Raw genomic sequence first — 12784 nt, forward strand, 5'->3', positions numbered from 1 at the left:
CTCCCCCTCTAAAATCATTGGGATTATTCTACCATACTCCGCAGAGTCATTCATTTGAAGTGCATATTCATAGATTCGTCTCAGGTCGCCAGCTCCACATGGAACGAGGCGCCCCCGGCACCGTCAGGTTCGAACACCAGTCTAACCTTTCCGGGGATTCCGGGGACTCCAGGGGTTCCGGGGGTTCTTGAGTTCCCGGGTTCACCTGAGTCACCTAGGCCACCTGGATCACCTGAGTCACCGGCTTCCCCAGTGTCTCCAGCTTCACCAAGGTCAACCGTGATCCGCTCAGACCTGCGGATCACCCTGGTAACAGGCCGATCGAGTTCAAGCTCCACTTCGATGGGACGGCGCTGCAGTTGTGTCGGATCGGCTATAGCCAGACTCCAGCCTGCCGGATTCTTTTGCAGCACCATAGAGGCCTCACTGCTGCAAGCAATCCCCCCGCTTCTATACCAGCCCGGCTGCCAGAAATGCACAGCTAACAGCCCTGCTTCCGTATCTTCCACCGCGTGCACCCGGTCATTCAATTCCACAATTCGTATACTTGAAGCCCCGGCGAACCCGGCCGTTGCTTCTTCACTCCAGCCGGGCAGCAGCACATAGGCATAAGTATCCCCCTGCGGCGCTGCTCCATGATCGAACCAGAGCGTCTGATAGAATCGCTCGATTTCCGCAGAGGGACCGGCGTCGTTGATGGCCTTCCAGCTCCCTTGCCGGGCCTCGCGCAAGGCATGGACGCAGCAGCGTTCAGGCAAATAAATCCCCACATCTGCACCCCCGGTACTCCCCGTCATATGAATCCACTTAGGATGAATCGTATCTGCGATTCCCGGCGTCCGGCAAATCTCTGTTCCATCTGCGGTAATCTTATGGTCACCGAACGGAGTCAATCTCCGGTTTTCTATAATCGTTTCCACTCTGGCGGAATTCCGGCTCTGAATACCCGAACCTAAGGCCACGATGCGGTTACCGCATAACAACCAGCTTTTGAGCGCGGTCAGTCCATCGGCTTCGTTAACGACATCCTGAAGCTCCATCGCAATTGCTCCGTATTGGTTATGAAGCACAGCCCCGCCAACATAAGCCTTAGTGCTTAAGCAGCCTTGCCCGGCCCCATCCTCCTGCAATGTCTTCGTTACCGTGGTTCCAGGCAGGCGGTATGGATCAACGGTCGGCCAGTAGGCATCCGCAAATTGTCCCAAGTCACTATTGTACAGATGGCTCATGCCATACGCTGTATACCATCCCTTCAGATGCTCTCTGTTGATAGATTCATAGGTGAAGATCCGGCTGGAGAACATACTGATCGAGTAGGCAAAACCCGGACCCTGCAGCACCGCCCGGTCCATATGGGCAAACAGCTTGCAGAAGCTCTCTTCCCGGGCAGGCGGCACGAGTTCATCGTCCAGCAGCGCACCAGCCCCGGCGGCGGTATCCGGCGGCGCTTCGGCGATGTACGGTTTGTAGGTGTCGGCAACAATCCACGCTTTCACTCTGGAGAGCAGCCGTGCCTGTTCCGCTACATCCAGAATGCACGAGAAGCGTAAGCAGGAGGTGATCACGGAATGTCCGCTCTCATGATTCTGCGAATCCTCCCGCGAGATCTCCCTGCCGCTGGCCATATCCAGCATAGACCCCCTGAACATAAGCGGGACAAAAGAATCCTCAATCCACCGCGCTGTCAAATCCCGGGCTTCACCTGGCAATTCCCAGGAGGTACCGTGCAGCCATGCCATCAGGCGGACCACATCATGTAGCAGCGAGACTCCATATCCGCCAGTATAGGCATATCTGTCATGCTGAATGAATGAGCCGTCTTCGTAGAAGCCGTCTCCTTCCTTCGCATACCTGAACAGCGGAAGCAATGCATTCCGGGCGGCGGACAGCTTCTGCTTGTCGTCCCGGATAACGGCCGCCAGGGCAGCCGCCGTAGATTTCCAGACCAGATTCGCTCCCGTTGCAGGCGGGGCCTGAGCTACGAACCACTGCGCGTGAAAGGCCGGAGCACCCACATATTTGTCTACGGGGAGGAGCAGATGCTCTATAAGCTCTGTATCCAACAGTTTCTCCATGAGCAGCAGAGTCTCCAGCAGCGCAATCGGCACGCCAATCTCCCAATACCACCAGTTGCCATAGGGCTTACAGGTTTCGTTGTATCTATGCTCAGACAGCCATTCTAATCCATAAATGATCCTTAGCCTTAATGAATAGTCCATATAATAGGGACATTTGGGAGACTTCAGCGCGATGGCCATCTCCTTCAAACGGAGAATGATCTGAAATACATCCGCAGCATTCTCCTGATACGGGATGTCCGCCCACAACAGCTCCTGATGATAAAGCATCTTGTCCTGAGCATCGCGCACCCGTTTCAGCGGTTCAGGACGAAACGTATCTCCCACGAGATATTGCAGCCATTTGTTTTTTAAGCTCTGCATGGACATTCTCTCCTTGAGCCTACTGCCCTACCTTGACAGTTGTTTGCCTTGTTCCCATTCCGCGAGCGGAGAAGGTGGAATCATACTCCCCCACTCCCCGGGTTCAGCCCCCAGCTCCAGAAGAAGCGTGCCTCCTCCGGCAATTTCTTCATGGCGGACCCACGCGCGGTCCAGCTCCTGACCATTGAGCGAAGCAGACAGAATATACCTTTTGCCGGACCCGCTGCCTGCTCCTTGGGTCTCAATCGTCAGAGGAACCGGGTTCGCCTGTGCGCCCAGCAGCAGCGTTACCTTATTGAATACCGGAGGAACCAGGAAATAGAGGTCCTGACCCATCAACGGATACAAGCCCATGGCTGAACAGATGTAGAAGGCACTCTGGCAGCCCATATCCTCGTTATCCCCCAATCCGTCACGTTCAGCCTTGAAGTAGGTCTCCAGACATTCGCGGACCCGGTCCGCTGCACGGTCCGGCCTGCCCGCATAAATATATAAATAAGGAATATGCAGCATAGTTTCTTTGGAGTTATAGAATCCCCCGTCAAAAAAATAGTCCAAATGCCGGATGAATGCTTCCTTCCCCCCATGCCGTTCAACCAGTCCATGAAAATCATGATGTGTGCTAAATGACCATTGCAGACTGGTGCCTTCGTAGAAATACGGATCATTCCACGAATCCGGCAGGCAGGATTCCGGGTCAAATGACGTTACCCATTCGCCGCCGGGCAGCCGGGGCGCAAAACACTTCAGATCCTCGCGCCATAGATTCCACAGCTTCTCCGAGCTGTCGTAGTACTCCGCCGCCGTCTCCTCCTGCCCAAGCTCCTCGGCCAACCGGCCGATGCACCAATCCTGATACGCATATTCCATATGGCGGGACACACAGTTCTTCTTCACATCTGTGGACAGATACCCCAGAGTATGATAATCCTTAAGATGACGGCCATAGAGCCAGGTATCCGGTGACGGAACCTCATTATTCTTGCGCATCTGCTTCAGGGCCTTACCATAGTCGATGCCCTCCAGCTTCTTCAGCGCCGCTTCACAGAACAGAATATCTGCGGAGCTTCCCCCTTGAATCATTGCGCTATGCCCCATAATCCAGGCGTCCGGCAGCCAGCCGGTATGGTCCGCGATGTCCAGCAGACAATTCAGGATATCCACTTCAAGCTGCGGGTCGAGCAGTGTAATCAACGAATTGGCATTCCGCACACTGTCCCAGAGCGCGTACAGGTCGGTATAATGCCGTACTCCTGATTCCCAGGCGAAGTTCTCGTCGTCTACTCCAAGGTCACTCGGCATACAGAATAGCCGGGTCATCAGGGTATAGAACAGCCGGGTATGCTCCCTGCTCCCCCCTTCCACCGTGACTCTGCTGAGCTTATCCTCCCAGATGTTACTGGCCGCCTGACGGATGTCATCGAATCCGGCGGAGGCTTCCCGGTCCACACTGGCTCTGGCCTTGCCTGCACTTACATAAGAAATGCCCGTCTTCGCCACCAGGACTCCGCAGTCACCGAAGCTAAGGGAGGCCTTGCAATTCGCACCATCCACAGACGGCCCTTGGCGTACTCCGCCCGCATCCATCAGCATATAGCTCTGCATCGGCTGATCGAAGCGGATATAGAAGTAGACGGAATAAGGGAATTCATGCCCCCAGCCGCCGCGCAGGTCGCTGCGGCCCGCCAGCTCATATTCGGACAGCACTTCAATATAGCCCCCGGTCGATATTCCGGTGGTCTTCCCTGGTTCATCCCCGCCAACCTGAATGACCGCACCGCCATCAATCAGCAGGCCCGCCAATTCATCCGCCGGATAGGTATAACGGTGGACTCCGGTCCGCATCGTGCTGGTCAGTTCAGCCTGGATGGCGGCAGGCAGCAGCTTCACGCTGTAATAGCCTGATTCGGCATGTTCTTCCCCCTTGTCATAGGGGTCCAACTGAAACCGCGGCATTCCGGTATAGGGGGTGAAGCCGACATTGCCATAACGCCCGCCGCCCCCGGTTCCGCTGACATGCGTATGACTGAACCGGATAATCGGCCGCGAGCTGTCGTAGCCGTGGGATAGGTGCGGCGGCAAGGTATCCGGTCCCAGCCTTACGATGCTGTTGGGCAGATAAGGCCCGCACAGGCAGTTATTCTCCCCGTCCACCCCGATGAACGGATCTACATCCTCCACTCTTCTTCTCTCCAACTTTGCTCCTCCTTTCCCGTGAATCCATTTCCTCTACCAAAAGATTTCGCTCTCTCCCTTAAGCTTCAGCAAGGCCTCCAGGAAGAAATAGTCGCCGTAAATGATCGGCACCTCGACTTCGGCACCAGCCGGGAAGCTGCCGGTTCCCTTCGTAATGAGCGCTTCTTCCGCCGGGTCTTCCGGCGCGTAATGGCGGAACAGCGATTCCGTGATGGCTGCTCCGAGCTTCCGGTACCGTTCAGCTTCTTCACCCTCCAGCAGATAGGCCATCTCCAGCATTCCGCTGGCCGCGCAGGCAGCAGCGGTTGAATCTTTGGCCCATAGCTGATCGGCAGGCGCCCGGAAATCCCAGGGCGGCACCAGATCCTCCGGCAGCTCAGCCGCGAAGTAATCCGCTGCCGCTCTCGCGGCATTCATGAACCGGATGTCACCCGTATACCGGTACCCGATCGCGAATCCGTAGATCGCCCAGGCCGATCCGCGTGACCAGGCGGAATCCGGACTATACCCTTGTCCGCCCAGCGCTTCGATCCGCTCTCCCGTCTCAGGATCGAACCGGACGATATGATGCACCGAGCCGTCCTCGCGGATGAATTCCCGCAGCGCCATTTCCGAATGGGCGACGGCGATATGACGGTATCTCGGGTCCTGCAGTTCCCCGCTGGCCCAGTACAGCAGTCCAAGATTCATCATGCAGTCGATGATCGCCAGACCTTCACTGCCTTCATGCAGCCAGGCACGGATGAAATTCCCCTTGAGATTGAACCGGCTGGCCAGATGGCTGGCAGCGATCAGCCCTCTTCTCCGGGACAGCCTGTTACCGGTGAGCTTGTAATCGGCAACCGCTGACAGACTCCAGAGGAAGCCGTTATCGTGATGGAGCTGTTCATATTCCTGAAGAGGTCCGTCCAATTGCTCCTCGCAGCTCTCGGCAATGCGCCGGTATTCCTCATCCCCTGTGGCCCGGTAAGCCAGCCAGAGAATGCCCGGCCAAAATCCGTTGGTCCAGCAATCCGGGTCACGCGCATCATATTGTCCGCCGTAAGTGGCATTCGGGAAGGTGGCTCCGATCCGGCTCCGTGTACGGCTTAATTTGTGCTGGGCATAGTCCCAGGCTTCGTTGATCCAAGTCTCCATAGTCTCTAGTTCTTCCTTTCTCGTCTACAAATTAGATGGCAGGACGCCCGGAAACAACGGACCTCCTGCCATCCCTTCCACTGTCAGTTATTGCGCTGCTTTCCAGGCATCAATCTGGGTCTGAAGTTCAGTCTTGACCTTCTCAATGCCGGCCTTCTTCAACTTCTCATTGCGTTCCGCAAGCATCTTGGCAGGGTCAGGAATAGCACCGGTGCTCGCCGCCCGGTATTCACCGATGACCGAGGTAAGCTGGGTAATCTCGTTCTTCACCGGCGATTCGTCGAAGACGAAGCCTAACAGCGGCGAACGTTTGGCCTCATCATTGAATTTCTTCCAGCTTGTATACAGATCGTCAGGCTGGCCCGGCTTCAGATAATTGATCAGCTGATTGCCGACCACCCAGAACAGGGCAGAGCTGCCATACCCGGAATCGGCAATCGGCTCGATCCGGTTCTCGCTGATCTTCTTGTAATGGGTTCCTTCGATCCCGTTCACGAACAGGTTCACGGCATACGGATCGGTGTGCAGCGCATTCAAGACCATCATCGCCCGCTCCGGGTCCTTGGAGGTGCGGGAGATGGAGAACATGGATCCGGCGGCAAGGTCCGTGGTCACGATAGGCTCCTCGATCACCTTGGAGACGAAATCATATTTATTGTCTGAAGCAATCTTCAGCTCAATGTCAGCCCCCGGCTTCCAGACGGCCTGCTGCATCCAGATTTTACCCTGCTTCCGTAAGTCACCGATCTCTGTCGTTGTGGTAGCAGCATCGCTGTTGATGTAGCCTTTCTCGTAATAGCTGCGGTTCAGCTCATACTCCGCTTGGGCAATGGATGAAATCTCCGGATCAATCACTGACTTAATCTGGATGTTATCTGTATTTGTGTAGTCATAGAGGAATAAAGGAATCTTGTTCGGCGTCGGTCCGATGGCGCGGAAGTTCGAGCGGGTCTCATACATCATCCCTTCTCCCGATTCCTTAATGAAGTCCAGGATCAGCCCCGGTTCCTTCTCCTTCAGCAGCTTGAACCAGGGTTCAAAGTCTGACATCGTCTTAATATCCTCAATCGGAATACTATACTTGTCGATGATATCCTTGCGGTACGTATAGGCCTTGCCTTGGGTAATCTCTTTGTTGGTTGGAATGCCGTACAGCTTGCCTTTGTAGCGCGGAGCCTCCAGATAGATCGGATTCAGGTTCTCCGTAATCCCCTGCCCGTATTTGGCCAGCAGGTCATCCAGATCCAGGAAGGCGCCCTTGGCCACGTTACCGAAGAAATTAAGCCAGGACGCGGTGAATACTAGGTCCATCGGCTCTCCGGCATTGAGCATCAGCTCGGTCTTCTGCTTGTATTCACTGGAGGCAATCGGCTGCAGATCCACAGTGGCATTGAATTTCTCTTTGAAATATTCACTGAGCTTGGCTTCGACCAGTGCGTCATCCCGCTGCGGCGCCCCGAAGTAGATAATGGATACCTCGTAGGGCTTGAGTGCTTCCGCACCGCCGGCAGGCTCTGGACTGCCAGTACTGCTCGTGCTGTTCGTACCAGCTGCGCCGCTTGAAGCCGACGGTTCGGCAGAACCCCCGTTATTACCGCCTGAGCACGCTTGCAAGGATAATGCCAGAATTAGAGCCATCGCCGTGAATAGCGTTCTGCGCCCTTTTAACTTTGTCATATGAACCCTCCCTGTATGATATTGCTTATATAGAACGGCAGCCAGTTGTGCTGAGTGCCGGTTCCACCACGCTTTACCCTTTTACTGCCCCGACCGTCAGGCCTTTGACAAAATACTTCTGAAAGAACGGATACGCAATCAGAATCGGTCCCATCCCGATCACCGCCATCGCCATCTGCAGAGATTCGTTCGGAAGATTCTTCATCATATTGGGATTCTGGGCGGCCAGCTCCACATTATTGCGCAGGTACTGCACATCGTTGAGGACACGCATCATCAGATACTGCAGCGGATACTTATCCTCGCTGGTGATATACAGCAGCGCATTGAACCAGTCGTTCCAATAACCGATGGTACTGAACAAGGCCATGGTCGCCAGGACCGGCAACGAGAGCGGCAGAACGATCCGCAGGAAGATTCTCAGCTCCCCCGCACCGTCAATTCTGGCCGATTCAATCACCGCAGGATGGATGGTCGTCTGGAAGAAGGTCCGCATAATAATGACGTTGAACGGCACAATCAGCATGGGCAGAATCAGCGCCATATACGAATCCTTGATATGCAGTGCTTGCGTGTAGATCAGGTATCTGCTGACCATCCCGCCATTGAACAGCATCGTGAAGAACAGGAAGAAGGTGAACACATTACGGAACGGATAATCCGCCCGCGAGATGGGATAAGCATACATCGCCATAAGAAGCACGCTGAGCGCTGTACCTACAATAGTGATAGTGAAACTCACGCGATATCCCGACACAATCGTCATCCAGTCCTTGAAAATCGACTCATAGGCAATGAAGGACCATTTATTCGGAATGAAGCTGTACCCCTCAGTCAGAATGGACTGCCCGTCGGTGAAGGAGACGATAATGACAAGCAGAACAGGCATGAAGCAAAGGAGTGAGAGGATCACAAAGGCCAGATTTAAAAGTACATTTGACAAAGCGGAGTTTCCGCCGATCGAGCTGCTGGTGTCATTCGCCATGAGGATTCTCCTTTGATTAGAATAGTGCCTGTTCCCGGTCAATTCGTCTGACCATACTGTTCGTGGCAATGACCATAATGAAGCCTACCACCGATTGGACCAGCGCCGTTGCCGAGGACATTCCGATATCATTCAATTGCATCAGGGCACGGTAGACATACGTATCAACGGTATCTGTTACCGGATACAGCGCTCCTGAATTCATGGGCACCTGGAAGAACAGTCCGAAGTCAGAGCTGAAGATGCTGCCCATGGATAGAATCGTCATAATAATGATGACCGGCCGGATAAAAGGGAGCGTGATATGCGTAATCTGCTTCCACTTGGAAGCCCCGTCAATCAGCGCAGCCTCGTAATATTCCGGATCAATGCCGGCAATCGCCGCGATATAGATCACTGCGCCGAAGCCTGCATGCTTCCAGGCGTTGACGAACACCAGGATGTAAGGCCAATATTCCTTCTCCGAGTACCAGAAGACCGGGTCTTGCCCGAAGGCCTTAAGCACTGTGGCATTGATGAAGCCGTGATCCGGCTGCAGGAAAGCGTATACGAGATAACTCACCACTACCATGGACAGGAAGTGCGGCAGGATGATGAAGCTCTGGTACACCTTCGCCAGCAGCCGCCGCCGGATCTCATTGATGGCTACCGCAATGGATACCGACAGCACCAGGTTCATAATCATGAAGGTCAAGCTGTACAAAAGCGTGTTTCTTACAATTCTCCACATATCCCCCGAGGAGAACAGGAACTGGAAATTATCGAAGCCTACCCAGGGGCTGCCCCAAATCCCGTCCAGATAATTCACATTCTTGAAGGCAATAAAGATGCCGAACATCGGCAGATAGCTGTGCGCCAGCAGGACAAGCACCGCTGGCAGCAGCATTAGTGTCAGCGCCTTGTACTTCCACATGGCATGGATGAATCTTGAGAATCCGGTGGTTCTGCTCATGTCCATTACTCCTTTCATGGACTAATTATAGAACCATCCCGCCACCGCTTCGATGATGGATTCCCGTAAAAATGTGATCTTTTATCACTCAGTTACCGGCAGGTTCAGTCTTCGTCCGCCGCAGCGGCAAGGTGATGACGGCCCGTGTCCACCCCTCGACGCTTCGCTCATAGCTTAACCCGTAGGCCTCCCCGTAATGGAGCTGGATTCGCTGGTGCACGTTGCGGATGCCGTAACCTCTTGCACTATGCTCTTCCCGCAGAATGGCGGCAAGCTCCTCCAGATCTACCGGCAGATGCCCGTTGTCCTCTACGATGAAGCGGAGCGTTCCTTCCGTTTGAACCGCAGATACCCGGATCTCTCCTTCTCCGTCCATCCCGCGTACGCCGTGAAGAATGGCATTCTCGATCAGCGGCTGGATGATAACCTTCGGCGTCTCATAGTCCCTCAAGGAATCACCAATCTGCCACCAGACCTCAAAGGTACCCGGATAACGTTTGGTTTGCAGCCGGGTGTACGCCTGGGCATGCTCCAGTTCTTCCCCGGCAGTAATCATCGTCCGGCCCCGGCTAAGGCCGATGCGCAGCAGCATGGACAAGTCCCTCACCATCTCGCCCACCTCGCTATTTCCGCTATCCAGCGCATACCAGTAGATCGAGTCCAGGGTATTGTACAGATAATGGGGGGTAATCTGGGATTGGAGCATCAGCAGCTCATATTCCTTCTGCTTCAGCTTCATCCCGTAGTTCTCTTCAATCGAATGATCCAGCCTGCGGGTCATTTTCACAAATGATCCCTGGAGAATGCCGAATTCATCATGCCGGAGCGGCTCCTCGGATAGTGGCAGCTTGATGCCGGGCTCATAAATTTTCATCACAGAGACGAGCTTCACGACCGGTTTGACGACAAGTCTGACCAGATAGAGAACAAACATCAGGACAAAAGCCAGAAACACAAAGGAGATCAGCACCAGCAGCTTTTGAAACCAGACTTGCTTGCCGGTAATGGATGCCAGCGGGATTTTGTACAATAACCGGGTGTGGAATCTGGAGCTGTCCGAATACGCATAGAGCCACTCCTCCCCGCCTTCCTGGGCGAAGGTATAACCGTAAGCGGCGTCCGGTTGGATGTTCTTGCTGATCTCGGCCGCAGAAATACTGCCTGACCCGGTGGACATCAGCAGCTCCCCGTTATCATTGAATAAGAAGGCTCCGGCCGCCGCAGGCAGCTCCACCGAGACCATATCCCGGGTCAGCATCACCTCGACCTTATGGACGACCAGCAGCCCGATTACCTCATTATAATTCCGGGGGTTCAGAATACTGCGCATGAAGGAGACCGTCCGCTCGCCCTTCCCTGAAGGAATGACGCGCAGCGCCCCTGCCCCGCTAATATCCATCTGCTTGACCATCACGTCCGGCAATCCGCTGTTCACCTGGTTCAGATATTTGAACCCTTTGGTCTTGTGGGACAGATCGAACGGCGTATCCCTGCGCTCAATGTTCTTCATATATATCGCATATTCCGTGCCGCCGGTAGACCAGCTCTCCAGAATATTGTCGGCCTGCTGGATCTCATTCAGGGTATCAATTCCCGTCCAGAAGCTGTACCCCACCGGATTACTGAAAAAATGATTATCCAGCAGCGTAATCGTCCGGTCATTGATCGCCGATATCGTTTTGTCCAGCGTGACATGATTCTGCTTCACCAGCTGCAGGGTGGTACTGCCGACCTCTTCCTTAATCGTGTGAAGTGCCACATACGCTGAAATCCAGCCCACCACCAGGAAAGGGAGCACGATACAGAGCAGGAAGGCGAGGATGACCTTATGTTTGAGCTTGAGTTTGAGCTTGAGTTTAAGTTTGAGTTTCGCCTTCAGCCCGGTCCCCTCCTCTGGCCTGTTTGCGGAATTCTGCCGGAGTGAGGCCCAGCACCCGCTTGAACATCCGGCTGAAGTGCTCCGGCGATTCATACCCTACCGCATAGGCAACTTCATACCGCTTCTTGTCCGTAGCCATCATAAGGCGCTTGGCCTCTTCCATCCGCAGGGCGGTCACGTAGTCCCAGAGGTTGGTCTTCATCTCGCGTTTGAAAATATAACCCAGATGGGCCGCGCTGAAATGGACCTCCTCGGAAATATCCTGGATCTTCAGCGCCGGATTCCGGTAATGGTTCTGGATGTAGCTTGTAATCCGTGAGATTACACTCGGGTCTCCGTCCGGGTCCTGCAGTGGTTGCTGTTGCGCCGAATCCGGCTCCTGCTTCCCTCTGCTCAGCTGCTCCTGCATGGCGATATCGCCATAATAGAACACCTTTTGCCCGGGATGAACAGTGCTCCGCCCGGCAGCCGTATCCGCTTCTTCCAGCAGTCCGGGAAGTGTGGAGATACCCCCGCCAAGTGTGCTGAGTCCGATAATGGCCTCCGCATTCAAATGCTGCTTCAGGTTCATGGCGATCATCTGCCCGATCATCTGGATCTGCGAGTGCACTCTAACCTGGGGATCACCCATATCCTCAGCGGATAACTGGATGATGCTGATGATCGAATGGCCGAAGCCGTTGAAGGTGATGCCATCCCATTCGGATAACGTTTCGTTCATAATATTGAGAGCCGCATATTTCAGCAGCTTGCGGTCATGCAGCGTAACCTGCTGGCGGCTGAATCCGGCCTGGCTGTAATCTATACGGATGGAGATCACTCCGAAAAAGGGCCCTTGCAGCAGGCCGCCCAATTCGCCGGTGATCTCTTCAATATCCTGCGGCGTCAGATTCCGCTCGGTGACCAGCTCCATCAGCCACTCCTCGCGCCGGGAATGCTCCCGGATGTGATGGTGCTCCGCCTGCGGGCTTTTCTCAGGAAGCTCCTTCTGGGTTAACGCTTTGCGCACCACCCGCAGCAGCTCCGTCCGCTCCACCGGCTTCACCAGATAATCCTTGGCTCCCAGCCGGAGCGATTTTTTGGCGAAATCAAACTTCTCATGGGCTGAAATGACGATCACCGGAACATTCCACTGCTCCATATAGATATTCTCCATTAATTCAATCCCACTCATCCGGCCCATCTGAATATCGGTCAGCACCAGATCGAAATGGTCCATCCGTAAATAGTCAATCGCTTCAAAGCCATTGATGGCCGTCTCCACCTCCGTGATGTTCATATCCGAAGTGAGCAGGAAATTCCGGATCCCTGCACTCACTCTCGGCTCATCATCCACAACGAGAATTTTATACATGATGTTCCCCCTCTTTCGATTGCCAATTCATCGCCAGGCAGCTTCAGGTCCTTCTGTGTACCACAGTACACTTGCAATAAATAAGCGTAGATGATCTATTTCCGCTTTTCTGTGATCTATTTCCGCATGTTGTGCCGCCAGCTTCTATTCGTCCCCCGATCCG

General features: G+C 54.4%; 8 protein-coding genes. All 8 read right to left on the reverse strand.

Going from position 1 to position 12784, the window contains the following annotated elements; genetic code table 11:
- Positions 1 to 80: 80 nt before the first annotated feature.
- Complete coding sequence (locus NST43_RS21695) at positions 81 to 2441, reverse strand: polysaccharide lyase family 8 super-sandwich domain-containing protein (RefSeq protein ID WP_339219320.1); 2361 nt, start codon at positions 2439 to 2441, stop codon at positions 81 to 83.
- Positions 2442 to 2468: 27 nt separating this feature from the next.
- Positions 2469 to 4637, reverse strand: a complete 2169-nt coding sequence (locus NST43_RS21700; protein WP_339219321.1) for a GH92 family glycosyl hydrolase — start codon at positions 4635 to 4637, stop codon at positions 2469 to 2471.
- Between the two features lie 33 nt (positions 4638 to 4670).
- Positions 4671 to 5774 (reverse strand): glycoside hydrolase family 88 protein, encoded by a 1104-nt coding sequence (locus tag NST43_RS21705; protein ID WP_339219322.1) that lies wholly within the window; start codon positions 5772 to 5774, stop codon positions 4671 to 4673.
- 87 nt (positions 5775 to 5861) lie between these two features.
- Positions 5862 to 7451, reverse strand: coding sequence for an ABC transporter substrate-binding protein (locus NST43_RS21710; protein WP_211720478.1), 1590 nt, complete (start codon positions 7449 to 7451; stop codon positions 5862 to 5864).
- Positions 7452 to 7524: 73 nt separating this feature from the next.
- On the reverse strand, positions 7525 to 8436 hold the full coding sequence (locus NST43_RS21715; RefSeq protein WP_339219325.1) for a carbohydrate ABC transporter permease: 912 nt from the start codon (positions 8434 to 8436) through the stop codon (positions 7525 to 7527).
- Between the two features lie 16 nt (positions 8437 to 8452).
- Complete coding sequence (locus NST43_RS21720; protein WP_216857130.1) at positions 8453 to 9388, reverse strand: ABC transporter permease subunit; 936 nt, start codon at positions 9386 to 9388, stop codon at positions 8453 to 8455.
- Positions 9389 to 9476: 88 nt separating this feature from the next.
- Positions 9477 to 11147, reverse strand: coding sequence for a sensor histidine kinase (locus NST43_RS21725; protein ID WP_339219327.1), 1671 nt, complete (start codon positions 11145 to 11147; stop codon positions 9477 to 9479).
- 97 nt (positions 11148 to 11244) lie between these two features.
- Positions 11245 to 12621 (reverse strand): response regulator, encoded by a 1377-nt coding sequence (locus NST43_RS21730; protein WP_339219328.1) that lies wholly within the window; start codon positions 12619 to 12621, stop codon positions 11245 to 11247.
- Positions 12622 to 12784 lie beyond the last annotated feature (163 nt).

It is taken from the genome of Paenibacillus sp. FSL H8-0332, assembly GCF_037963835.1.
Lineage (GTDB): Bacteria > Bacillota > Bacilli > Paenibacillales > Paenibacillaceae > Paenibacillus_AQ > Paenibacillus_AQ rhizoplanae.

Coding starts and splice junctions, on each gene's coding strand:
- NST43_RS21695 (WP_339219320.1), bottom strand. CDS start 2,441: ATGCAGAGCTTAAAAAACAAATGGCTGCAATATCTCGTGGGAGATACG.
- NST43_RS21705 (WP_339219322.1), bottom strand. CDS start 5,774: ATGGAGACTTGGATCAACGAAGCCTGGGACTATGCCCAGCACAAATTA.
- NST43_RS21710 (WP_211720478.1), bottom strand. CDS start 7,451: ATGACAAAGTTAAAAGGGCGCAGAACGCTATTCACGGCGATGGCTCTA.
- NST43_RS21715 (WP_339219325.1), bottom strand. CDS start 8,436: ATGGCGAATGACACCAGCAGCTCGATCGGCGGAAACTCCGCTTTGTCA.
- NST43_RS21720 (WP_216857130.1), bottom strand. CDS start 9,388: ATGAGCAGAACCACCGGATTCTCAAGATTCATCCATGCCATGTGGAAG.
- NST43_RS21730 (WP_339219328.1), bottom strand. CDS start 12,621: ATGTATAAAATTCTCGTTGTGGATGATGAGCCGAGAGTGAGTGCAGGG.